Raw genomic sequence first — 21,604 nt, forward strand, 5'->3', positions numbered from 1 at the left:
CGGAGGGGCCAAAGCCCTTCTATAGCGATCACTGCGCCGATCTTCCAGAGCGCCGGCAGGCCCGAAACGTCACGCCTCGTTAACCGCTCGGGCGAAATTGAGGCGACTCAAGCCACCTCCCCTATGCGCTTAGGAAAACATTAAGCGGCGTCGCATACTTTCACCGTCGACAAGGTCGTTGAATTTTTGTGTGAGCGTATCATGACCGAACCCCACCGCCCGAGGGTCAAGTATGTCATCGGGCCCGACGGCAGTCCTCTGACGATTGCTGATCTTCCGCCGTCCAGCACGCGCCGCTGGGTCATCCGCCGTAAGGCGGAAGTCGTCGCCGCCGTCCGCGGCGGCCTTCTCAGCCTCGAGGAAGCCTGTCAGCGCTATACGCTGACGACGGAGGAATTCCTCAGCTGGCAGCTTTCCATCGATCAGCATGGCCTTGCCGGACTGCGCACGACGCGCATCCAGCACTATCGCCAGTAATCCTCGGATCTTTTCTCAAGGGCGCGGCTCCCAATCGGACCGCGCCCTTTTCGCGTCGGCGCCCCCTCCCGAGGGCCGTTAAGCGTTTTCTAACCATCATCGGACAATCGTCTTGAAGCCCCTTTGCTCAGACAGGTCCATCCGGTGCAGCAAGCCTACAACGTCTCGAATCCCCAAAGTCCTACGCATCCCGCCGCCCACGCGGCAGTTCTCCCTGCCGGGTCGAGGACATCGCGAACGATCGAGATCGGTCAGACGGTTGCGGATGTGGAGCGGCATCTCATTCTCGCGACGCTGGATTATTGCCAGGGCAACAGGACCCATGCCGCCAAGATCCTCGCGATCTCGATCCGCACCCTGCGCAACAAGCTGAACGAATATGCGGGAGCCGGATTTCTCATTCCGGAGCCGGGGCAGTTTCGGACCGGAGCGCCGTCCTGAAGGATTACAGCTTGCGCAGCCAGAGGCTCGTCTCAAGAGCCCCTTGCACGAGAGGCAGATCGGAAAGGACGCTCCGGCCCGCATCGCGCAGCATGGCCTTCGCGACGAAATGGCTTGAAAAGACAAGCTCATAGCCGCCGCCCTGCAAAAGGGCTCCGACCAGGAGTTGCTCGTTATAGGCCCTCCACGTCCATTCCGCCGGATAGGCATCGGGCAGGGTAATGTCGTGGATATGGATCAGGGTATCGGCAGCAAGGCGCGGCAGCACGTCCAGGAAGAGGCGGTCTACATCCGTGCCTGGCATGGCAATGTGGCTTGAATCGATGAAAAGGATATCTCCCGCCTCCAGCGCCATGAAGTCGCTCTGATCGGCATCCTTCAGCAGCACGGCCTTATGGCTCACGTTAAGCTTTGCCAAAGTGGCCCGGGGGGCTGGATCGATGCAGGTAATGCGGGTCGTAAGCCCGCCGTCCGACACAGCCTGCGCCATGAACCGGGTCGAGTGGCCCGACCCGATCTCGAGGATCTGTCGTGGCTTGTTCGTGCGTACGATCGCATACGCAGCCGCTGCGTCGAGGCGCGGGAACCAGTCCTGGTCGAAGCGGGCCGGCCCCTTCCCATCTGCAATCCGGCGCAGATCCGCACCGTGCACCTCTATTTCGTTCAGGACATCCGCGAAACGGGATCTGGCATTCTCAAAAAGCGGCATGAGAGCCGGATAGCCGCCTGGTTGCACGCTTTCTGCATACCGATAGGGAATGAAGAAGCCCCGGACCTTCAGCCCCAGAAGCGTCGAGAGGCCGAAGCTCAGGCGCCGCCAGAAGGCCACTGTGGACACTCAGACCAGGGGAGAAGGCGGCAACGGTCCACTTCCCGGACGTCCTCGCCAAGCCTGCGCCAGACGCGATCTTTCGAACATGAGAACGACGATCAGCGACAAGGCGAATGGGATCAGGAGATAGAAGACCCGAAAGACGATAAGGGCAGCCAGAACATCGGGCTTGGGGATATCCGGCATGGCCGTCAGGAAGACCAGTTCGAACACGCCGAGCCCTCCCGGCGCATGGCTCACGAGTGCTGCCGAGAAGGACGCCAGGAAGACCGCCAGCACGACGACGAAGCTCGGCTCGCTATGAGCGGGCAGAACAAAATAGATGATGCCGGCTGCTCCAAGAAGTTCGAGGGGTGCCGCAAGGAGCTGGCGCCAGAGAATGGTCGGGCGAGGATATTCGAGCTTGGCCTTTCCGACGACCAACGGCGGCAGATGAAGGATGGATCCGGCGGCGTAGAGGACAACGAGGCCAAGCAGGATGAAGCCCACGATTCGCGCGGTTGCCGGATTGGTCAGAAAGCCCGGCAGAAGATCCTCGAGACGATGCAGCAGGGTCGGGTCCAAAGTCAGCACGACGCCGCCGAGCAGGATCGTGCCGAGCCCAAAAGTGAAGGAGCACAAGGCGACCAGGACCGCGATCTGCGCGGCACTCAACCCCTTCGACGAATAGGCCCTGTAGCGGACCACGGCGCCGGAGAACACCGATGCACCGATATTGTGCGAGAGGGCATAGGTGGTGAAAGACGTGATCGATACGAAGAGCCAGGAGATGTGCCGGACCCCCAGATGAAGAAGGGCGATCCGATCGTACCAAGCGAGGGCGGCATAGGCGACCAACGTGGAGAGGCCGGCCAGCAGGTAACGGTGGTTCGGTACGGCCGTGAGGCTTTCCCAAACATCGTCGAGGGAAAGGCCACGAAGTTCGCGATAAAGGAGCCAGCCAGACACGACAACAGCCAACAGCCCGATCACAGGCCAGAGGAACTCACGCACATTTTTCATTGAAGTGGACGGCTCCTTCACACTTCATCCCTGTGTGCCCTACAACCCTTTGCCGAGCAAGGGGAAAGTCGGTCGCGCCCCTACCGCACGGACCAGTACTTTCGTAAGGGCAACTCACCACGCCCGTTGGGAAAAGAAGCGCTCCATTGCGAGCGACATGCTTGCCGGAAATCGCCCGCGGCAGACATTCGGAAAGTTCCGTGGGGTCCGCAGCGAAGGAGATCTACGCCTCGCGTCGAAGGCTTGGATCTCCAGGGTCATGTCTCGGCCATTGCCCTCCCGGGCGAGCCATGGGAAACGGTGCCTTCGCAAGCAGACCCGCAGGAGATCGTCATAGGATGGCAGCCCCCTCTTCCGTCTCTTTGAACCTGGATGGCTATACGGACCTTCCCGATGGGAAGATTGCAGCGGTCGTGACCTATCTGCAGATGCAGCGCCCTGCCGCGATCCCGGCCCCGGGAAAGCCCGACACCTGGTCTCTCGAGCGGATCAAGGGAGATATGGATCGCTATCGCACCCTCTTTCGCCTCGTCGGCGAGCCTTGGCTTTGGTTCAGCCGGGCAACGATGTCCAACGAGGCACTCGACGCGATTCTTCATGATCCGGGGATCGAAGTCTATGCACTCCATGATGAGACAACCGATATCGGTCTGCTCGAACTCGATTTTCGCACCGAGGGCGAAGCGGAGCTTGCCTTTCTCGGGGTCGTGCCCGGGACGATCGGCCAGGGTGCGGGACGGTTCCTGATTCAGGAAGCCATCCGCCGATCATTCGAGAGGCCCATCAATCGCCTGTTCGTGCACACCTGCACGCTCGACCACCCTGCCGCCCTCTCCTTCTATCGACGAGCCGGGTTAGAACCCTATAAGCGCGCGATCGAGGTGGCAGACGATCCGCGCCTGACCGGTCATCTGCCGTTGCAGGCCGGACCCCATGTTCCAATTCTCGAAAAGCGCTGAGGCGCGCTCAAACGCAAAAGGCGCACCTAAGGTGCGCCTTGCGAAAGCAAGTATGCTGGGAACTATGCCGAGGCGCGCATGGCACGCGGTTGTGCCGGCTGGCTTAGGACAGCCGCATCACGCGCTGGGTCGATAGAGCGCTCGCGGTCTTCCAGGCTCTCGGCCCGTTTCAGGTCCTCGAACGCCTCTCCAAGCTCCGCCTTGGCATCATCGAGCTGAACATGCAGGTTCTGGATCGACTGCCGAAGATTGTCCCGCCGCTGTGCCGCGGCGCGAGCATAGGTCGGGTAGGCGAAGTGGTTCGGATCCGAGATCCCGGCTTTAAGCTCCTCCGCCGCAATTTCCCGGTCGAGGTCTGCCGCCATACGATCGAACTCGGCGGCCATCATCTCGATCTGCGCCACTTTCCGACGTTTCTCGTCGACTTGAAAGCGCTTGAGGCGAATGAGCGTATCCCGCGACTTCATCTTGATTCAACTCCACACGTCGCTGTTTCACGTGCCCCGCAGATCGCTCAGTTATCTGCCAGGCGCGATTTACCATCCTGCATGGAAGTTGACCTTTCCTTACCGCCAGCGAGGAAATCCCCGCGAAAGATTGCGGTGCGATATGTCACTGGGGCAGCAATCTATCCACAGGCAGGGGTCATCAACCTTTCGTTTACCCAACCCGTTAACACTGGGTTCGTCGCAGCGGCGCGCCTTAGGGCTCGTCGCAAGACAAGGGCGTAAGATCCCGAGAAGAAAAGAGTTTCGACCGAAACGTACGGCTTCGAATGGCGAGTCAAGAACCATCTGGTAGCAGCTTCGAGCGACAGGAACCCATGCCTCAGTCGTTAAGAGCTTGCATGTCTGAATCAGGGTTTGTTAACCATTCTGAACTAGCGTTTCGAATCAGTTCAAGAGGGCATTCACCACAGGCCCTGTGGCGAATGGGCAGCCATCGGCTCGTCAGCAACCCAAGGGCAAGGGCTGGGGAATAAACATGCGCGTACTTCTCATTGAAGACGACAGCGCAACTGCGCAGAGCATCGAGCTGATGCTGAAATCCGAGAATTTCAACGTCTACGCGACGGATCTCGGCGAAGAGGGCGTCGACCTCGGCAAGCTCTACGACTACGATATTATCCTTCTCGACCTGAACCTCCCCGACATGTCGGGCTACGAGGTGCTGCGCACGTTGCGGGTCGCGAAGGTCAAGACTCCGATCTTGATTCTGTCTGGCATGGCCGGCACGGACGACAAGGTGAAGGGTCTCGGCTTCGGTGCCGACGATTATCTCACGAAGCCGTTCCATAAGGACGAGCTCGTTGCCCGTATCCATGCCATCGTGCGCCGCTCCAAGGGACACGCTCAGTCCGTCATCACGACGGGCGATCTGGTCGTCAACCTCGACACCAAGACAGTCGAAGTCGGCGGCGCTCGCGTTCATCTGACCGGCAAGGAGTACCAGATGCTGGAACTCCTTTCCTTGCGGAAGGGCACTACCCTCACCAAGGAGATGTTCCTCAATCATCTCTATGGCGGAATGGACGAGCCGGAGCTGAAGATCATCGACGTCTTCATCTGCAAGCTCCGCAAGAAGCTCGCCAACGCATCTCAAGGCAAGAACTACATCGAAACCGTTTGGGGGCGTGGCTATGTGCTGCGCGAGCCGAATGAATCGGACGAGCGCATCGCCGTTTGAATGTGCTCTCCCGTTTCGCGCAAAAACCCGGCCAAAGGCCGGGTTTTTTGTTAATATGGGTGATCACGAGATGGGAGTAATCCTCATGCGGTCGATGATCGTGTCCTGGCAATTTTGGGCTCTGCTGTCGGCGGCCTTCGCGGCGATGACGGCGATCTTCGCGAAGGTCGGCGTCGAGAACATCAATTCGGATTTCGCAACCTTTGTCCGCACCGTGGTGATCCTCCTGGTGCTGGCTGCCATCCTGACGGGCACGGCCCAGTGGCAACCCTGGGGATCTGTTTCTACCAGAACCTATGCGTTCCTGATTCTGTCCGGCCTCGCGACCGGCGCCTCGTGGCTCTGTTACTTTCGTGCTCTCAAACTCGGCGATGCTGCGCGCGTTGCACCGATCGACAAGTTGAGTGTCGTTCTGGTGGCCCTTTTCGGCGTCATGTTTCTCGGCGAGCGCTTGTCAGGATGGAACTGGACCGGTGTGGCCCTAATCGCAGGCGGAGCCGTGCTGGTTGCATACAGGGGATAAGGTCACAGACCATTTCATCCAATCGCGTTGCTCGTGAAGACGGCTCCTGTCCGAAATATTGGTTGCGCTCACTCGACAGACTGAAACGCGTGCGTCCCGGTTGCTGCGGTGAGGGACGCACACGCAAGAATACCGCGCGTAAGGAGCATTGCGCGGCTTCGCGAAAGCATTATGCCAAAGTCGCACGCAAGGTGACTTCGTCGCCCTCGATGCTGAAGGACGTCGTCATTCCCGACGCGCGGGCAATCATACCGGCGTAATAGATCTGAATGCCGTGTGCATCGACGGTGCCGGTCTCCGACTCGCCCGCGAGAAGCGCCTCGGCATGTGCCGGAATCCGTGCGTTCAAACCCTTTGAGCGAATGATGAACTCGCATTTGTCCGCATCCCCCGAGACGCTGGTGGAAATTGCTCCGCCGCGCGGGATGGCATTGATGGCGATCATGATGAGATTGAGCAGGAGCTTGACCCGGTTCTTCGGAAAGAGAAGCCGCGGGGCCGACCACGCGAACGAGATCTTGTCGTCCTGGAACAGGCCACGTGCGACGTGCTCTGCATCGCCGAGATCGATCGCGGCTCCGGCGGAGCCCGCGGCCCCGAAGGCAAGACGCGCGAACTGAAGACGGGCCGATGCCTGCTTCGCGCTCTTCTCGATCAGCTCAAGAGCGAATTCCCGCATGGACTGATCGCTGTCATCCTCGAGAACCTCAAGGCCATTGACGATCGCCCCAACGGGGGAAATCACATCGTGGCAGACACGGGAACACAGGAGAGCAGCGAGATCGAGGGAGTCGAGGGAAATCGTGGCCATGAGGGCTCCGGAACGACCGTCAATCGGTCTAATGCTTGCACAATCGGGTTCTGATCTGCCAAGCTTAAGGGAGAACAGGAAAGAGAACGTGAACCGGGATACCCGGCTGCGAGTTCTTTGAAAAGCGGGCAGAAAGGAGCCCACATGCTCAAGCCAAGCGGGCTGCGATCATGATAATGCGCGACAGCGATATGAATGCCGTCGCCCGCCGGCTTGCGACGATTGCCATCGAGGCGGGCCATGTCCTCCGGCGAATGGAGCGCGTTCAAAAGGACGCCACTCTCAAGAAGGACGGAACGCCGACGACCCTCGCCGATCTGGCGGCGGAAGAGCTGATCATCGCGCATCTGAACGAGGCGTGGCCCGGCATTCCCGTCGTCGCCGAAGAGACCGCGAGCCAAGTCTCTCCCGACAGTTTCTTCTTTCTTGTCGATCCCTTGGATGGAACCGGCGATTTCATCCATGGAACGGGCGAGTACAGCGTCAACATCGCTCTGGTCCAAGGCAATAGGCCCGTCGCCGCCGTCGTGGCTGCGCCGGCCATGAGGAATATCTGGATCGCCGGAACACGAGCTGAGACCGGAGCCATGCCCGGCAAGCCGGATGATGAGATCATCTGGCATCCGATCGCAACGAGAGCTGCACCGGAACAGGGCCTAATCGCGCTCGTCAGCCGCCGGCATGGCGACAACGCCACGGAGAAATGCCTCTCGACCCTGTCGATCGGCACCCGACGGACGGCCTCCTCCGCATTGAAATTCTGCCTCATCGCGTCGGGCGAAGCGGACGTCTACGTTCGATGCGGTCCGACGATGGAGTGGGATACCGCAGCCGGCGACCACATCCTGTCCTGCGCCGGAGGCAAGGTCATCGGCGCGGGCGGCACGCATCTGACGTATGGACACAGGGACCGAGACTATCGCAATGGACCTTTTGCTGCGTTGGGGGATCCCGCCCTCGCCCCGCGTCTCGCATTGCCGGTCACCTGCTAGACCGCACTTCCAAAAAGCCACGAAAATTCCCGTTCGCCTCTCAGCGCCGACCCATGCATGGTGACGTAGAGAGATTGTTAGGGTTGATGGCTTTAAAAATGTGCCACCGCCTGTGTTCAAGGCGGCCCTGCCCGAGCGGTAGCCGGCTCAGGGTCGGTTTGTCCACTTTCCGCCGGGCCGTCGGACCGGCATCTCATGCGAGGAGATTGCTCATGGGCTCGCGATACCGCTTCCTGGCAGCCGCCGCCTTGGCCGCCTTTGTTGGACTGTCCTCAACGGGTGTCTCCGCGCAGCAGGTGGCCCGTACCAGCTATCCTGCCCCCAACGCACCGGACTCCTATAATTCGAACGATCTGGTCCAATCCGGGCATCAGTTCTTTGGATCGGCGTCCCGTGGGCTCGCCCTCGCGGTCGAGGAAGCCGTTCGGCGCTGGGGTGAACCGAACGGATATATCCTCGGGCAGGAGGCCTCTGGCGCCTTTTTCGGCGGATTGCGCTACGGCGAAGGCAAGCTCTTTACCCGTAATGCGGGCGAGCGGCGCGTATTTTGGCAGGGTCCGACCCTCGGATTCGACGTCGGTGGCGACGGAGCCCGCACGATGATGCTGGTCTACAACCTGCCAGCCATGAATGCCCTGTATAAGCGCTTTGTCGGCATTAACGGCTCCGCCTATCTTGTCGGCGGGTTCGGGATCTCGGCGGCCGCGGCGGACGAGATGGTGGTCGTACCGATCCGCACCGGCGTAGGCGCTCGCCTCGGTGTCAACATGGGATATCTGAAGTTCACCCCAGAGCCGACCTGGAATCCCTTCTAAGCTGCGCTACAAAGGCCTGTCCGGGGCTTTCTCAAAGCCCTGGAAAGCAGCGCGGGCACAAGACAAGGTGCTTGAGCGTTTCCGGTCAGGCATCTTGGAGATCGAGTCCGCGTGGTCGAAACTATCATGATTTTCGCACTGGGGTTCCTAGCGGCAACCCTGATTGCGCTCCTTATCATCCCGGCGATCAACAGCCGTGCCGAGCGCCTGGCGCGCCGGCGCGTCGAAGCTTTGTTTCCCATGTCCATCGAGGAGCTGTCCGCCGAGAAGGACCATCTGCGGGCGGAATTCGCCATTTTGCAGCGGAAGCTCGAGCGTAAGGCCGAGGAGGCGCAGGCCGTCAAGCACCAGAGCATGGAAGAGCTCGGCCGCCGCGCGGTTCGCATCCAGGAGCTTGAGGAGACCCTTGCCGCCCGGGATGGCATCATCACGTCCCGCGAGACCGAACTCAAGGCGACGCAAGAGAAGCAGACCTCGACGGAAGAAGAACTATCCAAGACCCGCACCTCTCTTTCCAGTGCACGAGAGACGCTGGCGGCACTCGAAAACGCCCATCGTGCCACCCTGGACGAACTCTCTAATCTCCGTCGGGAACTGGATGCCAGACAGGCGGAGCTGACCAGAACCAAAGCGGCCCTCCAACGCGCTGAGGAGAAGACCGCCGAGCGGAATGCCGCATACGACGATGCCGATGCGCGCCTGACCGCAGCTCTCAGCGAGCTCGACGTCAAGCGGATCACGATCTCGGATCTTGAGACAAGGCTGATGACCCAGACGGCCCGCGGCAACGATTTCGAGCGGGCCCTGAACGAGCGTCACAGCGAGCTCTCGGGCGAGCGCAAGCGGCTCGCCGAGCTTGCGACAAATCTCACGGCTGAGCAGGAACGTGGATTGATCCTGGAGCAGCATATTCGTGAGCTCGAGGCCGAGCGGGATGAGAAGCTCGCGGAGATCGAAGCTTTGACCGTAGCCAGCGCCGATGCCCTTAAGGCGCAGGAAGCGCCTAACTCAGAGATTGCGCTTCAGAACGAAGAGCTTCGTCGTAAAATCGAGGAGCTGGCAGACCAAATCGTCAAGAATGGGAAAAGCCAGCCCGCCAAGGCCAATCGGCGCAGACGGACCGGCTGAGTACGTTATTTGGGTTCGACACTCTGATTACCGCCGGGGCTGCCCGGAGGTGGGATGACCCGTGTCGTCCCGGGATCTGGGACCGGCGCTGGAACCCGCATATCCGGTGTTGCCGTAGGCGGCGGCTTGATCACGCCATCGCTCTTCTCAAGTTTGTCGCTCAGGGTGCCCGTCGATCCGGTTTCCGAAGGATCCTTCGGCTTTACCTTCTCGGCTGGCATCTGATCCGGGGCCGGCATGTTCGGCGCTTGAGGTGGCTTGGGCGTCTGCGCCAAAGCTCCTGTAATCCCGCCGACCGCAAGGACGACGAGAGCAAGTAATCGCTTCATGTGTCCGCTCCTTTCAAGGGGGAACGGACCTTTTACGGAGAGGTTCCGGAAGAGTTATTCTGCTGCAATAGCTGGCTCACGGGCCATCTGGAGATACAATTCCTGCAATCTCCGCGTTATCGGCCCCGGCTTGCCGTCGCCGATCGGCCGGCCGTCGATGGAGACGATAGGCACCACGAAATTCGAGGCACTGGTCAGAAAAGCCTCTGCGGCGCCATAGGCCTCCTCAACCGTGAAGAGGCGCTCTTCCAGGGTGACGCCGTCTTCCTTCGACAAGCGTAGCAGGGACTGCCGGGTAATACCGGGCAGGATCGCGTGGGACAGGGGTCGTACGACGATGCTGCCGGCCTTGGTGACGATGAAGCCGCTGGAGGACCCACCTTCAGTCACGTAGCCATTTTCCACCATCCAGGCCTCTTGCGCTCCGGCCTCCTTGGCCGCCTGCTTGGCCAAAACTTGCGCCAGAAGGGCGATCGACTTGATGTCCCGCCGCTCCCAACGCTGATCAGGGACGGTGATGACGGAAATCCCGTTCTTCGCCGCCGGGGCGTTTGCAATGGATTTGGTCTGCGTGAACATCATCACGGTCGGCTTCCCCTCCTGGGGGAAGAAGAAGTCACGCTCGGCAACGCCGCGGGTCACCTGCAAATACACGAAACCTTCGGTCATGCCGTTCCGCCGGACGAGTTCCTGCTCCAGGCGGGTCCACTCGTTCCGGGAATAAGGGTTGTCGATCCGGATCTCCCGCAAAGACCGCTCAAGCCGCTCCAAATGGGCCTCGTTGTCGATCAGCCTTCCATCGAGCACACCGACCCCCTCGTAGACGCCGTCGGCAAACAGGAAGCCTCGATCCATGATCGGAACCTTGGCCTCTTCCGGGGGCAGAAACGAACCATTCAGAAAGACGATGCGCGACATGGAAAACCTCGACAGCACGGAACCGACCGCCTCTGGTCCGCCCAGGCAAACAGCCTAGATTGATGATGAAGACCTGCCTGAGGCATCGGGCGACCTAAGCGATAGGTACTCAGAATATGAAGTGGACGCCACACCTCATTTCCGCATTCCTCCCCCTCTTCCTGGCCATGCCTGCGGGCAATGCCAGTGCAGGACAGGGTGCGCAATCCTGGTTCCTGGAGCAGGGCTACGTCCCACCCGAGAAGGGCCAAATCATCGCCTGTCATGGGTATGGATGCGCCAGACGGACTGCCGTGCCGGTCGATGCCACGCTGATCCATCGCGCAAGCGCAATCTTGAAGTCGGCGAAGACATCGCCGGAAACGGAGCGAAGGGCCCTCGGCGAGGTCGTGAAACTCTACACATCCTATCTGGCAACCCAGTTCGGCAGCCCCCCGGACACACCGAAATCTCCGCCGTCGAAGGCGGGGGTAAGCGGACAGATGGATTGCGTGGACGAGACCGCCAATACGACGAGCCTGCTATTGATCCTGCAGGATAACGGATTGCTGGCTTTTCATGAGGTTGAAAGACCGCAATCACGAGGTCTTTTTCTGGATGGGCGCTATCCGCACACGACAGCAATCATCTCGGAAAAGGCAAATCATAGAAAATGGGCGGTGGATCCGTGGGCGAAAGCGCCAGGAGAAAGGCCGGATATCCTGCCGCTCTCACAATGGCGGCAGGATTCCTGAGCTGTCACAGCGAATTACTTCAGGTGCTGTGCGATGTGCTTGTTCATCTCGAACATCGTGACTTTATTCTTGCCGAAGATCGGCTGAAGCTTGTCGTCCGCCAGAATCTCGCGCTTGTTCTCGGGATTCTGCAGGTTGTTCTTCTTGATGTAGTCCCACATCTTGCTCACGACCTCGCCGCGGGGCAGCGGGTTGGAGCCGACGACCGCCGCCAATTCCTTGGAGGGCTGCAGGGGCTGCTGAAGCGCATTGGGCTTGGATCCCGCCGCCTTTTTGGCTGCAGGCTTCTTCGCACCGGCTTTTCCGTCTGTCGTCTTGGTCGGCATGGATTCCTCCAAAAGAGTAGGTAAGGACAACCCTTCGCAGCCATGAAAGGGTCTGTAAAGTGTCCATTGGCCGGAAATGAAACGGCTTACCGGTCAGACGGCCAATGGGCGCAAAGCTTATGTTTCGTCCGGGCAGTCAGCAAGACCGTTTTGGGAGCGATTAACCTGTTTTCGGGAATGGCACGACATTTGTCGCCAATTCTTTGGAAACATTCGACTTTCCGCCGTGATTGCGAATTCTTTTCGTGCGCTCGGCCGCGGAAATCACATGGGAAACGATGGCATCGTTAGGGCATGGTTTCGCCAGGAAAGCTGCGCCCGGCGGAAGGTCGCCGCGGGAAGGCCATTGACGCCCCGACATGATCAGGATCTCGGTCTCCTGCCACCTGCCATGAACTTGCCAAGCGAGGTCGAAGCCATTGCACCCAAAGGGAATATCGACATCTGTCAGAAAGACATCGACGGGTAGCCCAGCCTCAAGAATCGTCAGAGCTTCCATAGAATTGGCGGCCTCGACCACCTTGAAGCCTGCATCTTCCAGCAAATCTGAAATGAAAAGGCGGATGAGGGGCTCGTCCTCGACCAAAAGAACTGTGGACTGATCCTCGATCATTTACCGAAACTCGCGACTCGACGCTCCTCAACGCGTGAAAAGGAAACTAGTTCCGTAAGAGCCGCCTCCTTGGAATCTCTGTCTAGGAAGGCTGCATGCAGCAGGAAGAAAGACCTGATCGAGCCCTCTCCTCATCCAGATTCCCGTCACTAAGTTTCCCTTCAATACAGCGAAGGATCGCCATCTCCTCGAAAGGCTTCGCAATAAACGCCACCCTTTCGAGTCCTGCAGGGATGTCCCCAGGCAAAGAGGCCGATACGAAAGCAAAGGGCACCTTTCGCTCAAGCAACTCGACGGCGACATCAAAGCTTTTCCCATCGACAACATCGATATCAAGCAAAGCGTAATCGAATTCATCCGCCAGATGTGCTCTGGCAGCGCGGATCGAACTGTAAATCCCTATGATCTCATGAGCCCGATCTTGGAGGATCATCTCCAGATCCATCGCGATAAAAGGATCATCTTCCAAAATTAGAATACGCACGTCGCCACCTCATCGAACCAATCGATCCCGTGCCGGCCACCAAGAGTTAACCGCTAAGTAAAACCGCTTCAATATGCGAACACAGAAGGAACGGACGAGACGTCCTGCAGGTTCCGTTGCGAAATAGTCGGCCCTCAACCCAGAAGAATTACGGTAAAAATAGCTCTTTGAGGGGATCGCCTGAAAGCTGAACCATTTTTTAAATACACTGACTTGAAACTGTCACATCTCGTCATTATCTTTTGCTCAACCCGGCACGAAACGCGGTGCCGGATACGGTCACGATGCTGAAGCTGATGACGCCGGATGTACGCGCATCACTTCACCGTGGCCGTTGCTTTTTCTACGGTAGCGCCGAAATCCTCTGCCAGAGCTCAAGAGCCCATAGGAAGAGAAAAGCCGGCCCAAAGGCCGGCCTTTGGTTTGCAATATCTGAGTTCAGTGCGGAGCTGAGTTCGAGCGATCGGACCGGTATTCACTCTCGTGACGACGGAACCGGTCATCATCTCCGCTGAATGCCTCCTCGACATATTCTCGACCCCGCTCCGTCGCGGACCTAGCATAGCGCAGACCTTGGTTGCGGACTTCGTCGGCCCACTCGCCAAAAGTTTCATTCTCCCGCCGTGTCCTGGGCAGAAGAGCACCGAGCAGGAGACCGGCTGCCAATCCTACGAGACCGACCACCATAGGGTTCTCAGATACGTAATTCTGAATGCTGTTCCGCGCCTGGCCGAACTGCCTGGCAGAGCGGTTGCGCATCTGATCAAGTCGCCGCTGCTGGTCGCGGTAGTGATCGGAGGCCCAGTCCGATGCGCGCTCGTAAGTATCCTGCGCCCAGTCGGAGGCCGTTTCGTAGGCTTCGCCTGCCTTCTGCCGCGCCTGTTCGGCAGCGTCCCGGACTTTCTCTCCAGCCTGTTGAGCTGCCTGCTGTGCTTTATCAGTCATCCCTGCACTCTTATCCGCCGCCTCACGGTTTTCTTTTCCACCGAGAGGTTGAGACGTATGAGAAGCAAGCGTCGAACTTTGCGAAGGACGGCTGCCGTTCTGAGTCCCGCCCTGGGCATGAGGCATCGGAGATTCACCTACATGTCCGAGGGATGTCCCAGCGGAAATCTTGGCTCCGGAGCCGCTGTCCGAACCGCTGCCCTTCTGCTGGCTCTGCTGCGACGGTGACTTGCCTGTTTCGTTCTTCGGGTCAGCCATAGAAATCTCCTGTTGAACTCAAATCCGCATGGTGACGCCGCGACGGCGATCCATGACATCTTGGGGGGACTGAAGAGTCGTTGCACCGGGCTCGTACAGACGTGGCTCTTCGGGATAGGTTACGATGTCCTCATCGGCCACGACGCGGACATGGGTACGGACTCGCGGTCTTCGTCCAAGGCGATAGAACAACAGTCCCATTCCGGCGGCGATCAGCATGACGGGAACCGGATTGCGCCGGACCGTCTTGAGCACGTGATCGAACACCGGCGCATATCGTCCGTTACGGGCGCTCCCGAGCATGTCATCGACCACGCCCGAGACGGAAAGTCTGCCCTGAAGCTGATCGATCGTCAGATCGAGCTTGGCACGGCTTTGCTCAATCTCTCGTTCGAGTTCCTCGATGCTCTGCGTCATCCGGCGACCCTCTCCGACAAAACTTCCGCATCGCGCCTGATCGAGCGCACAGTCCGCTGCGGCGCAAGCGCGGACGGAGACATGGCGTGGCGGGCATAGAGCCCAAGCCCTATAGCAATGATGGCCAGGACTCCGCCGACGATAAGCGCCGCGAGCGCCTCCGAATGAACCACGGTCGCAAGCCATTTCACCAATGCGTCGGTGAACAGCAGGAGTGCGACGATGGCGAAGACCGCCGCAACGACAATCATCGCAAGGCCGATAAACAGCGTGCGAATGTTGCCCGATAACTCAGTGCGAAAGAGCGTGAATTCCTTCTGCGCCAAATCGCTACTGTCGCGGATGGCTTCGATGACGAGGCTCTGAATCGTCTGTGCCTCACGATCCGGCATGATTTGTCTCCCGCCGCGCGGCCGGCTGGCCGTTGTGATCCTGCCCACCCTGACGCCGGGCGTTGCGTCCGCTGTTCTGCCGACGTGGCGTGACATAGGCATCCTCGCGCAGATCCTCGGCGGTGCTCTTGATGAATCGTGCCGCCAGGAAACCGATCGCCAGGGAAACCGCCGCGACCGTTGCTGGCCTCTGCCGCGCAATGTTCTCTACGTCGTTGAAGATATCGGCGAAGCTGCGGTCTCGGATCGAGTCGGCAAGCTGTTCGAGTCCTTCAGCGGCGCTGTCGACCACGGCCTGGATATTAGGCCTTTCCTCGAAGGACCGGGTCGATTCCCGCAAAGACGTCGCAAAATCGGCTACCGATTGCGCGACATCAGCCTTGCGTCGTCCGGCATAGTCCGTTGCCTGTTCGCGCGCGGCATCGATGAAGTGCCAGCCCTGTTCGACCGCGGCATCTGCGATGTCGCTCACGTCGCCTCTCAGCGTATCCCAGCTCTCTTCGTCTCTCTCATGCTGACGGTTGGTGTCGCTGCCTTGCTGTCCCACGCTCATGGTATCCTCTTCCGATCGCGAGGAGGTAACCCGTTGAAACGCTACAGGTTCCGCAGCTATCGGCGCGGTGAGCAGCACACCGTTCAAGCGGAAAAACCCGCAACATTCGATCCGCGGCGGCGTTCATTCCCACGGATAAGGTTCTTGCTGAGATTGTCATGAATGATGCGGTAGCCGTGCGGATAACGGAAAGGGCAGTCACCGCGCATGGCACCAATGCCAGCCACAAATTGGAAGCCGTCAACAAAGCGCCCGCGGTGACAGGACGCTTCAGCATCGGTTCAATGGCGAACCCTTGACACACCGACGGCCACGACATCGATATGTTCACAACGACAACACGGTCTAAGCATTTTCGAATGCACGCGCGATTTCATCGTACGCGAGGATAGGCATTGGCCGATCCTGCCCTGCGCGACCGTTCGCGCAGGGCAGGCGGGACCTTTCGGTCCTTCGCGAGCGGCTAGGCCGCTTTTGTATTGATGCGCGCTTCCGCCAGTTTGGTGAGAAGTTCGTCGGTCTTCTTCTCTTCGGCAAGGTTCTGTTCGAGGAGCTTTGCCGCGTCCCGCATGCCCAGTTCCATTGCCCAGGTCCGCAAGGTGCCGTAGCGGGTGATCTCGTAATGTTCGACCGCCTGTGCGGCGGCGAGGATACCGGCGTCGAGGACTTCGCTTTCGGCAAAGTCTTCCATGACTTCCTTGCCTTCCTCGATGATGCCGTTGATGGCTTCGCACTGCACGCCGCGGGCGGGCTTGCCAAGCAGCTTGAAAACCTGCTCGAGCCGCTCGATCTGTCCTTCGGTCTCGTCGCGATGGGTCTCGAAGGCCTGCTTCAGTTCTTCCGATTCCGCGCTCTTGGCCATCTTAGGCAGAGCCTTGAGGATCTGCTTTTCCGCGTAATAGACATCCTTCAGCGTGTGAAGGAACAGGTCGTCCAACGTCTTTTCCTTGCTCGGCATTACAGCAACTCCCTATCGTTGAGCGTGGACTCAACGACGGCCAAGTTGCGTGGTTCCGCCCGTCTCTTGAATCGGTTTGCAAGAGTCGATGGCGGGAACTCGACCAGGAAGCGTCGCGTTGCGGTTACGGTTTTCCAAAGGAGATAAACGTGGCGAATGCGATGTCCGGTGAACAGAATCTCACGACCATGGAGCGAGCCGCCTACATCGTGGCGGGGCTCGGGCTGGCCGCGGCGGGCGTCAAACCCCGTCCCAATCCACTCCTGAACATCGCCGCCCTCTTGGGCGGTTCATACCTCGCTTGGCGAGGCTATGAGGGCAGCTGCCCGGTCAAAGCCGCGCTGTTCGGCCCGAACGAATCAACTCCACGCCTGCGTTGAGCCGTCCACCCATGCGGGAGCGGGCTGCAAGTCGCCTTGCAGCCCGTTTCCATCAGAAGGTCGATCGTCTCAGTAAGTCGAGGTGGTGCGATTCCGCCCCGCGATCAGACCCCAGATGAACAGGACGATGACCGCACCGACGATCGCGCCGATGAATCCCGCACCCTCATCGGCACGATACCAGCCGAGCGCCTGGCCAAGATAGGTCGCCACGAAGGCGCCGACGATGCCCAGGATGGTTGTGAGGATGAAGCCTGACGGCTCATTCCGTCCGGGCATGATGAGCTTGGCGATAACGCCGGCGACAAAGCCGATGATGATTGTCCAGATGATACTCATGAGATGTTCCCCGTGACCGTAGCTCACAGGAAACGCACAGACGTGGCTAAGGTTGCGCCACCGAATCGACTGCGTCGAATGGTGCCCAAAATCGCCAGGAGATTTGCCTGATAATTTGATCGACTGGCGCGGGCGACGGGGCTCGAACCCGCGACCTCCGGCGTGACAGGCCGGCACTCTAACCGACTGAGCTACGCCCGCGCATCGATTTTTGGAGCGGGCGAAGGGATTCGAACCCTCGACCCCAACCTTGGCAAGGTTGTGCTCTACCCCTGAGCTACACCCGCACGCTCCGTTTTGCCTGATCGGTTGGTGGAGCCAGGCGGAATCGAACCGCCGACCTCTTGAATGCCATTCAAGCGCTCTCCCAACTGAGCTATGACCCCAAGCCGAACAGACACCGTCATCGCCCCGGTACCCGAGCCTGACGACCGGGCTCCGAGGATAGTCCCTCCTCAAAGCAGCGCAATGCTGATCGAAGATTCTTCAAAGAATGGCGCGCCCGAAAGGATTCGAACCTCTGACCCCCAGATTCGTAGTCTGGTGCTCTATCCAGCTGAGCTACGGGCGCTTACTCGGCAGCTGCTTGCGAGAAGCAGCGTTGTCCGGAGGACGGCTCAATTAAAGTGTTCGAACGGGGTTGGCAAGCCTCTTTCTGAGGAAGCTGCACTGGTCGGCTGAAAATTTTTTCTAAGACGTTTGACGATCCGGGATTTGCACACGGAAGCACGTTCCGGTGTTACTCTCCGCCAAGGAAATGGTGCCGCCGTGGAGATGGACGAGTTCTGCGGTGATAGCGAGGCCGAGTCCCGTCCCTCCCTTCTGAGCCGAGCCCTGAAATGGCGTGAACAATCCGGCCCGGAGCCGCTCTGGAATTCCCGGCCCGTTATCCCTGACATCGATGGCGACCAACCGCCCTTCCCGTCTCGCCGAGACGGTGATCTGTGGCTGCCCTTCGAAGGAACCAGCCTGGCTCAGCGCCTGCGTGGCGTTGCGGACGAGGTTAACCAATATCCGGGACAACTGATCCGGATCGGCATCGATCATCAGCCCATCCGGCATTTGCCGCTCGAAAGCGATTCCGCGCCCCGGCGCCAGATCGGTCAGATGAGACAAATCGTCGATCAGCGGCGCGAGGGGAATAAGCTGCCGCCGTGGCAGGCGCTCCGTCGCGCGCCCATAGGCCAATGTCCCCTCGCAGAATGCGATGGCACGGCCGAGCGTCGCGACGAGCCGTGGCGCGATTCGCTGCACGCGCTCGTCATTGACCCGGTCGAGGCGATCCGTGAGCAGTTGAGCCGTGGTCAGCATGTTGCGCAGCTCGTGATTGATTTTGCTGACGGCAAGTCCCAACTCGGCGAGGCGACGCTTCTGGCGCAACTCGTCCGCAAGGGTCGTCTCCATGCGCGCGAGCGCCTGTTCGGCAAGGCCGATCTCGTCTGCCCGGTCGGTCGGCTGGATGACGCGAGAGGCATCCTCCGGGTTCTGAGAAAATTCAGCGATGTTACCTGTCAGCCTACGGACAGGGCGGACGATGACCCATTGCAGGGCAAAATAGACGAAGCAGGCGGTCAGGCCGGAAATGAGCAGGGAAACCAGCAGGATATTGCGCGAGAACACCAGCATCGCGTTACGCAGCGGCTGGGTATCGAGCAGCATCTCGACGAAATCGACCCCCACGCCTGAACCGATGATACGCACCGGGTGATGCGGCGGGTCGATCATGAGCTCGAAAGCGTCGCGGATACTTTGCGTCCAGGTGACAGTGCGCAGATCGACCGTCTTGCCGACCTCGGACGGCATATCGCCGGTTGCCAGAAGGCTTCGGCGCCCCCCGCCCCTGATGGCGATGGCTTTTGCCCCGACGCCAGACAGGATGCGCATTTCCAGATCGCCCGATGGATTCTGGTCCGGCGCTGCATCGAGCACGAGGGCGGCAATCTGCGCGGCCGCCAATCGGTCATTCAGCCAAGTCAAACGGAAATTGGCGACGGAGGGCACATAGATCAGCACCTCCGCGATCATCACGAACAGCAGGGTGAGAAGAAGAAGACGCGCGGAGAGTCCTAAGCGCTTCAGGATCCCCCCTTTGAGGAAATTCGGCCGCTCAGCTCTCATCCAAACCCTTTATCCCAGGCGGCTGACAAATCCGACGAAACGCCTCACCCAGGGATTCTGCGCCGATGGCTTCAGAAATTCCACTGCGGCACTTTTCGTGATCTCGGACAGCGTAGGATATGGATAGACCAGTCCTGCCAGATCGGAAACTTTTAGATTTCGCGCCATTGCAAGGACCCAGGGCATAATCAGCTCACCGGCGCGAGGGCCTGCGATCGTACACCCCAGGATTTGGCCGTTGGGCGTCACGACGGCCTTGAGATGACCGGTCGAACAGCGCTCTGCCAATGCCCGATCGTTATCCACAAATGCCCAGCGGAGGATGCGGATTTCCCGATGGCGGACGCGTGCCTCTTCTTCTGCGAAGCCAACGGATGCAAGCTCGGGATCCGTAAACGTGGCTCTTGGAACAGGAGCAGCCCCAAGCCTGGCGGGAAGGCGGAACAAGACCCTGCGGAGCACGAGTTCCGCATGGTGACTGGCCGCATGAATGGAAAATTCGCTTCCGCCGATACAGTCGCCAACGGCGTAGATCCTCCGGTTCGTCGTCCGTAGGCCCCGATCCACCCAAATTCCGGATGGACCGGCCTCGACGGCCGCGTTCCCAAGCCCCAGCCCTTCCAGATCCATTTTGCGACCGGTTGCTACGAGCAGATGGCTTGCCGCCAGGACCTCTTCCCCGCTCTCAGTCTGCAACACCAATGCGAAGGCTCCATTCGGCTTCCCTTCGATTCTGGAAACGGCAACGCCGGTCCGGACCGATACTCCTTCGGCTCGAAGCGCCCGCTCGACGACAGCAGTCATCTCGGGATCTTCATGCGGGAGAATGCGGCTTTCGGATTCCAGCACCGAAACCTGGGCACCGAAGCGGCGATAGGCCTGAGCCATCTCAAGGCCGAAGGCATTGCCACCGAGAATCGCCAGATGTTCCGGCTTCGCCTGAAGGCTGCCGATCGTCGCGGCCGTGAGGCACGACACGCCATCAATTTCCGGAATATCCGGGATCGCCGGCTTCGAGCCGACAGCGATGACGAAACGCCGCGGCCGGACGAGAACCTCGCCCGCCGCTAGGGTCCGGCGGTCGATGAATCGGCCCCTCGCCTCGATGACATGGATACCCATAGCCCGGTAGCGCTCGTGCGACGTCATCGGTGCGAGGGACTTCACGACCTCCCGGACATGTCCCGCGACCGCGACAAAATCGACGGCGGGCTCGTCCCCCGAGCCTATGCCGAAGCCGCGCGCCCGGCGCCCAGCATCTGCCTGCCGGGCGGCAGCGATGAAGGCCTGATGGGCAATACGGTCTGTCTCGACGCTCGTTTCTCCTGCGTGCTCGTTATCGACGAGGACGACGCTCACCCCGAGCGCAGCGGCGGCAGAGGCAATCAGGAGGCCTGCCCGCGAGCAACCGATCACGCAGAGATCGGGCTTGAGGACACCCTGTTTTCGGGCAGCTTCGTTCGATGCGGTCACGCTCGCTCCTCGTTGTGACCCTGCCACCATCGGAACAGGATCGGGGACAGCGCCAGGATACTCGGGACCGCCAGGGCAATCATCCGTTCCGTGGTGAGACGGCTCCGCAGGTCCGGTGTCACTCAGCAATCGCCCACTCCGGATGCCGCCATGGTGACGGACCAAATTCTCAAGGACTAGGTTGCGGTGACGCCCCGCGGGAAGGCATCTCAGCATCGAGGAGGGTGAACGCACAGACAGGTATTGTCGCACCGGCCCGAGGCCCTGCTCCCCATCGCTCCGCTCGCTGACCGTCAAGCTTTTACTTCAGCGTTTCTGTTATCTAGAATGGACGCCGACAAAGGCCGAACAGGTCACTTCCTCGTGAGAGCTGTTTTCGAGGAGGCTAGAGACCCGAGCAGCGTTGACTTTGCGCCGCCCTTCCGTCATAAGCCCGCAAGCTGACGGCGCTCATTATGGGCGCTGATCGTTTTTTCGAGACAGTTTCGGGGTTTCCCCACAAATCCAGACGGGCGCGAGCCTTCGAGCACCGCTGCCCCATTCGACCGGAGATGAGCCGTGAAAAGGACGTATCAACCGAGCAAGCTCGTTCGCAAGCGCCGCCATGGCTTCCGTGCGCGCATGGCGACCAAGGGTGGCCGTAAGGTCATCGCTGCTCGCCGCGCCCATGGCCGCAAGCGCCTTTCGGCGTAATCCGGCGT

Annotated in this window: 28 protein-coding genes, 4 tRNA genes and 1 pseudogene; 12 read left to right on the forward strand and 21 right to left on the reverse strand. The window is 59.9% G+C overall.

All coding sequences use genetic code 11. The annotated features are described in order from the left end of the window. The first annotated feature begins 201 nt into the window (after positions 1-201). Both sciP and K9B37_RS09505 read left to right on the forward strand, forming a co-directional pair. Positions 202-477 (forward strand): CtrA inhibitor SciP, encoded by a 276-nt coding sequence (gene sciP, locus K9B37_RS09500; RefSeq protein WP_109595385.1) that lies wholly within the window; start codon positions 202-204, stop codon positions 475-477. 249 nt (positions 478-726) lie between these two features. Continuing rightward, positions 727-918, forward strand: a pseudogene (locus tag K9B37_RS09505) (helix-turn-helix domain-containing protein); the annotation flags it as partial. A gap of 4 nt (positions 919-922) precedes the next feature. Here K9B37_RS09505 and K9B37_RS09510 read toward each other — a convergent pair. Further along, positions 923-1,747: a class I SAM-dependent methyltransferase gene (locus tag K9B37_RS09510; protein ID WP_224312846.1), complete on the reverse strand. Its 825-nt coding sequence runs from the start codon at positions 1,745-1,747 to the stop codon at positions 923-925. 9 nt (positions 1,748-1,756) lie between these two features. After that, on the reverse strand, positions 1,757-2,752 hold the full coding sequence (locus K9B37_RS09515; protein WP_224312847.1) for a lysylphosphatidylglycerol synthase domain-containing protein: 996 nt from the start codon (positions 2,750-2,752) through the stop codon (positions 1,757-1,759). A gap of 338 nt (positions 2,753-3,090) precedes the next feature. Between K9B37_RS09515 and K9B37_RS09520 the strand changes: the two genes are divergently transcribed. Then, positions 3,091-3,711, forward strand: coding sequence for a GNAT family N-acetyltransferase (locus K9B37_RS09520; RefSeq protein ID WP_224312848.1), 621 nt, complete (start codon positions 3,091-3,093; stop codon positions 3,709-3,711). 62 nt (positions 3,712-3,773) lie between these two features. On the opposite strand, the gene K9B37_RS09525 is transcribed toward K9B37_RS09520, so the two are convergent. Then, entirely contained in the window at positions 3,774-4,178 is a 405-nt protein-coding gene (locus K9B37_RS09525; protein ID WP_224312849.1) for a flagellar export protein FliJ, read from the reverse strand. A 517-nt stretch (positions 4,179-4,695) separates the two neighbouring features. Here K9B37_RS09525 and ctrA point away from each other — a divergent pair. Further along, positions 4,696-5,397: a response regulator transcription factor CtrA gene (ctrA, locus tag K9B37_RS09530; RefSeq protein ID WP_224312850.1), complete on the forward strand. Its 702-nt coding sequence runs from the start codon at positions 4,696-4,698 to the stop codon at positions 5,395-5,397. An 85-nt stretch (positions 5,398-5,482) separates the two neighbouring features. Beyond that, positions 5,483-5,920, forward strand: coding sequence for an EamA family transporter (locus tag K9B37_RS09535; protein WP_224312851.1), 438 nt, complete (start codon positions 5,483-5,485; stop codon positions 5,918-5,920). A 169-nt stretch (positions 5,921-6,089) separates the two neighbouring features. On the opposite strand, the gene chpT is transcribed toward K9B37_RS09535, so the two are convergent. Then, entirely contained in the window at positions 6,090-6,731 is a 642-nt protein-coding gene (gene chpT / locus K9B37_RS09540; RefSeq protein WP_224312852.1) for a histidine phosphotransferase ChpT, read from the reverse strand. 176 nt (positions 6,732-6,907) lie between these two features. Here chpT and K9B37_RS09545 point away from each other — a divergent pair, with 176 nt between their 5' ends. From K9B37_RS09545 to K9B37_RS09555, 3 genes are all read left to right on the forward strand, one after another. Further along, positions 6,908-7,723, forward strand: coding sequence for a 3'(2'),5'-bisphosphate nucleotidase CysQ family protein (locus K9B37_RS09545; protein ID WP_224312853.1), 816 nt, complete (start codon positions 6,908-6,910; stop codon positions 7,721-7,723). Positions 7,724-7,935: 212 nt separating this feature from the next. Further along, positions 7,936-8,538: a DUF1134 domain-containing protein gene (locus K9B37_RS09550; RefSeq protein ID WP_224312854.1), complete on the forward strand. Its 603-nt coding sequence runs from the start codon at positions 7,936-7,938 to the stop codon at positions 8,536-8,538. Positions 8,539-8,664: 126 nt separating this feature from the next. After that, positions 8,665-9,666 carry a coiled-coil domain-containing protein gene (locus K9B37_RS09555; protein WP_224312855.1) on the forward strand — a complete coding sequence of 334 codons (1,002 nt, stop codon included), beginning with the start codon at positions 8,665-8,667 and terminating at the stop codon, positions 9,664-9,666. A gap of 5 nt (positions 9,667-9,671) precedes the next feature. Here K9B37_RS09555 and K9B37_RS09560 read toward each other — a convergent pair whose 3' ends face one another. Both K9B37_RS09560 and K9B37_RS09565 read right to left on the reverse strand, forming a co-directional pair. Then, complete coding sequence (locus K9B37_RS09560; RefSeq protein WP_224312856.1) at positions 9,672-9,995, reverse strand: hypothetical protein; 324 nt, start codon at positions 9,993-9,995, stop codon at positions 9,672-9,674. Positions 9,996-10,049: 54 nt separating this feature from the next. Further along, on the reverse strand, positions 10,050-10,913 hold the full coding sequence (locus K9B37_RS09565) for a D-amino-acid transaminase (RefSeq protein ID WP_224312857.1): 864 nt from the start codon (positions 10,911-10,913) through the stop codon (positions 10,050-10,052). Between the two features lie 116 nt (positions 10,914-11,029). Here K9B37_RS09565 and K9B37_RS09570 point away from each other — a divergent pair, with 116 nt between their 5' ends. Next, positions 11,030-11,647: a hypothetical protein gene (locus K9B37_RS09570; RefSeq protein ID WP_224312858.1), complete on the forward strand. Its 618-nt coding sequence runs from the start codon at positions 11,030-11,032 to the stop codon at positions 11,645-11,647. Between the two features lie 14 nt (positions 11,648-11,661). Here the strand turns inward: K9B37_RS09570 and K9B37_RS09575 are convergent, their stop codons facing one another. From K9B37_RS09575 to K9B37_RS09605, 7 genes are all read right to left on the reverse strand, one after another. Further along, positions 11,662-11,973 (reverse strand): SWIB/MDM2 domain-containing protein, encoded by a 312-nt coding sequence (locus tag K9B37_RS09575; RefSeq protein WP_224312859.1) that lies wholly within the window; start codon positions 11,971-11,973, stop codon positions 11,662-11,664. A 160-nt stretch (positions 11,974-12,133) separates the two neighbouring features. Next, complete coding sequence (locus K9B37_RS09580) at positions 12,134-12,586, reverse strand: response regulator (protein WP_224312860.1); 453 nt, start codon at positions 12,584-12,586, stop codon at positions 12,134-12,136. A gap of 82 nt (positions 12,587-12,668) precedes the next feature. Beyond that, positions 12,669-13,070, reverse strand: coding sequence for a response regulator (locus K9B37_RS09585; RefSeq protein ID WP_224312861.1), 402 nt, complete (start codon positions 13,068-13,070; stop codon positions 12,669-12,671). A 438-nt stretch (positions 13,071-13,508) separates the two neighbouring features. Beyond that, positions 13,509-14,015, reverse strand: a complete 507-nt coding sequence (locus K9B37_RS09590; RefSeq protein WP_224312862.1) for a hypothetical protein — start codon at positions 14,013-14,015, stop codon at positions 13,509-13,511. A 276-nt stretch (positions 14,016-14,291) separates the two neighbouring features. Next, positions 14,292-14,690: a DUF3618 domain-containing protein gene (locus K9B37_RS09595; RefSeq protein ID WP_224312863.1), complete on the reverse strand. Its 399-nt coding sequence runs from the start codon at positions 14,688-14,690 to the stop codon at positions 14,292-14,294. Beyond that, complete coding sequence (locus K9B37_RS09600; RefSeq protein WP_224312864.1) at positions 14,687-15,082, reverse strand: phage holin family protein; 396 nt, start codon at positions 15,080-15,082, stop codon at positions 14,687-14,689. The genes K9B37_RS09595 and K9B37_RS09600 overlap by 4 nt, the downstream gene beginning before the upstream one ends. Continuing rightward, the gene (locus K9B37_RS09605) at positions 15,069-15,635 is read right to left on the reverse strand and encodes a hypothetical protein (RefSeq protein ID WP_224312865.1); all 567 of its coding nucleotides are present in this window, start codon (positions 15,633-15,635) and stop codon (positions 15,069-15,071) included. The genes K9B37_RS09600 and K9B37_RS09605 overlap by 14 nt, the downstream gene beginning before the upstream one ends. Before the next feature lie 158 nt (positions 15,636-15,793). Between K9B37_RS09605 and K9B37_RS09610 the strand changes: the two genes are divergently transcribed. Continuing rightward, positions 15,794-15,934 carry a hypothetical protein gene (locus K9B37_RS09610; RefSeq protein ID WP_224312866.1) on the forward strand — a complete coding sequence of 47 codons (141 nt, stop codon included), beginning with the start codon at positions 15,794-15,796 and terminating at the stop codon, positions 15,932-15,934. Between the two features lie 164 nt (positions 15,935-16,098). On the opposite strand, the gene K9B37_RS09615 is transcribed toward K9B37_RS09610, so the two are convergent. Then, complete coding sequence (locus tag K9B37_RS09615; RefSeq protein ID WP_224312867.1) at positions 16,099-16,593, reverse strand: YciE/YciF ferroxidase family protein; 495 nt, start codon at positions 16,591-16,593, stop codon at positions 16,099-16,101. 149 nt (positions 16,594-16,742) lie between these two features. On the opposite strand from K9B37_RS09615, the gene K9B37_RS09620 reads away from it, so the two are divergent. Beyond that, entirely contained in the window at positions 16,743-16,973 is a 231-nt protein-coding gene (locus K9B37_RS09620) for a YgaP-like transmembrane domain (RefSeq protein ID WP_439651708.1), read from the forward strand. Positions 16,974-17,042: 69 nt separating this feature from the next. On the opposite strand, the gene K9B37_RS09625 is transcribed toward K9B37_RS09620, so the two are convergent. The 7 genes from K9B37_RS09625 to K9B37_RS09655 all read right to left on the reverse strand — a co-directional run bounded on the left by K9B37_RS09625 (position 17,043) and on the right by K9B37_RS09655 (position 20,903). After that, the gene (locus tag K9B37_RS09625) at positions 17,043-17,312 is read right to left on the reverse strand and encodes a GlsB/YeaQ/YmgE family stress response membrane protein (RefSeq protein WP_224312868.1); all 270 of its coding nucleotides are present in this window, start codon (positions 17,310-17,312) and stop codon (positions 17,043-17,045) included. A 124-nt stretch (positions 17,313-17,436) separates the two neighbouring features. Then, positions 17,437-17,513, reverse strand: a tRNA-Asp gene (locus K9B37_RS09630). Positions 17,514-17,524: 11 nt separating this feature from the next. Next, positions 17,525-17,599 (reverse strand) — tRNA-Gly (locus K9B37_RS09635). 23 nt (positions 17,600-17,622) lie between these two features. Continuing rightward, positions 17,623-17,698, reverse strand: a tRNA-Ala gene (locus tag K9B37_RS09640). Positions 17,699-17,806: 108 nt separating this feature from the next. Then, a tRNA-Arg gene (locus tag K9B37_RS09645) sits at positions 17,807-17,883 on the reverse strand. A 119-nt stretch (positions 17,884-18,002) separates the two neighbouring features. Continuing rightward, positions 18,003-19,430, reverse strand: coding sequence for a sensor histidine kinase (locus K9B37_RS09650; protein ID WP_224312869.1), 1,428 nt, complete (start codon positions 19,428-19,430; stop codon positions 18,003-18,005). Positions 19,431-19,439: 9 nt separating this feature from the next. Then, positions 19,440-20,903 (reverse strand): dihydrolipoyl dehydrogenase family protein, encoded by a 1,464-nt coding sequence (locus K9B37_RS09655; protein ID WP_224312870.1) that lies wholly within the window; start codon positions 20,901-20,903, stop codon positions 19,440-19,442. A 558-nt stretch (positions 20,904-21,461) separates the two neighbouring features. Between K9B37_RS09655 and rpmH the strand changes: the two genes are divergently transcribed. Further along, positions 21,462-21,596, forward strand: a complete 135-nt coding sequence (rpmH, locus tag K9B37_RS09660) for a 50S ribosomal protein L34 (RefSeq protein ID WP_027314822.1) — start codon at positions 21,462-21,464, stop codon at positions 21,594-21,596. Positions 21,597-21,604: the final 8 nt, after the last annotated feature.

This window comes from Microvirga puerhi (genome assembly GCF_020089865.1).
GTDB lineage: Bacteria > Pseudomonadota > Alphaproteobacteria > Rhizobiales > Beijerinckiaceae > Microvirga > Microvirga puerhi.

Bases quoted from the DNA above. Each gene is read 5' to 3' on its own strand.
- K9B37_RS09520 (WP_224312848.1), top strand. From the start codon at position 3,091: ATGGCAGCCCCCTCTTCCGTCTCTTTGAACCTGGATGGCTATACGGAC.
- K9B37_RS09535 (WP_224312851.1), top strand. From the start codon at position 5,483: ATGCGGTCGATGATCGTGTCCTGGCAATTTTGGGCTCTGCTGTCGGCG.
- K9B37_RS09605 (WP_224312865.1), bottom strand. From the start codon at position 15,635: ATGAGCGTGGGACAGCAAGGCAGCGACACCAACCGTCAGCATGAGAGA.
- K9B37_RS09515 (WP_224312847.1), bottom strand. From the start codon at position 2,752: ATGAAAAATGTGCGTGAGTTCCTCTGGCCTGTGATCGGGCTGTTGGCT.
- K9B37_RS09590 (WP_224312862.1), bottom strand. From the start codon at position 14,015: ATGACTGATAAAGCACAGCAGGCAGCTCAACAGGCTGGAGAGAAAGTC.
- K9B37_RS09550 (WP_224312854.1), top strand. From the start codon at position 7,936: ATGGGCTCGCGATACCGCTTCCTGGCAGCCGCCGCCTTGGCCGCCTTT.
- sciP (WP_109595385.1), top strand. From the start codon at position 202: ATGACCGAACCCCACCGCCCGAGGGTCAAGTATGTCATCGGGCCCGAC.
- K9B37_RS09580 (WP_224312860.1), bottom strand. From the start codon at position 12,586: ATGATCGAGGATCAGTCCACAGTTCTTTTGGTCGAGGACGAGCCCCTC.
- K9B37_RS09600 (WP_224312864.1), bottom strand. From the start codon at position 15,082: ATGCCGGATCGTGAGGCACAGACGATTCAGAGCCTCGTCATCGAAGCC.
- K9B37_RS09565 (WP_224312857.1), bottom strand. From the start codon at position 10,913: ATGTCGCGCATCGTCTTTCTGAATGGTTCGTTTCTGCCCCCGGAAGAG.
- K9B37_RS09560 (WP_224312856.1), bottom strand. From the start codon at position 9,995: ATGAAGCGATTACTTGCTCTCGTCGTCCTTGCGGTCGGCGGGATTACA.
- K9B37_RS09595 (WP_224312863.1), bottom strand. From the start codon at position 14,690: ATGACGCAGAGCATCGAGGAACTCGAACGAGAGATTGAGCAAAGCCGT.
- ctrA (WP_224312850.1), top strand. From the start codon at position 4,696: ATGCGCGTACTTCTCATTGAAGACGACAGCGCAACTGCGCAGAGCATC.
- K9B37_RS09615 (WP_224312867.1), bottom strand. From the start codon at position 16,593: ATGCCGAGCAAGGAAAAGACGTTGGACGACCTGTTCCTTCACACGCTG.
- K9B37_RS09545 (WP_224312853.1), top strand. From the start codon at position 6,908: ATGCGCGACAGCGATATGAATGCCGTCGCCCGCCGGCTTGCGACGATT.
- K9B37_RS09625 (WP_224312868.1), bottom strand. From the start codon at position 17,312: ATGAGTATCATCTGGACAATCATCATCGGCTTTGTCGCCGGCGTTATC.
- K9B37_RS09610 (WP_224312866.1), top strand. From the start codon at position 15,794: ATGAATGATGCGGTAGCCGTGCGGATAACGGAAAGGGCAGTCACCGCG.
- K9B37_RS09525 (WP_224312849.1), bottom strand. From the start codon at position 4,178: ATGAAGTCGCGGGATACGCTCATTCGCCTCAAGCGCTTTCAAGTCGAC.
- K9B37_RS09555 (WP_224312855.1), top strand. From the start codon at position 8,665: ATGATTTTCGCACTGGGGTTCCTAGCGGCAACCCTGATTGCGCTCCTT.
- chpT (WP_224312852.1), bottom strand. From the start codon at position 6,731: ATGGCCACGATTTCCCTCGACTCCCTCGATCTCGCTGCTCTCCTGTGT.
- K9B37_RS09575 (WP_224312859.1), bottom strand. From the start codon at position 11,973: ATGCCGACCAAGACGACAGACGGAAAAGCCGGTGCGAAGAAGCCTGCA.
- K9B37_RS09650 (WP_224312869.1), bottom strand. From the start codon at position 19,430: ATGAGAGCTGAGCGGCCGAATTTCCTCAAAGGGGGGATCCTGAAGCGC.
- K9B37_RS09570 (WP_224312858.1), top strand. From the start codon at position 11,030: ATGAAGTGGACGCCACACCTCATTTCCGCATTCCTCCCCCTCTTCCTG.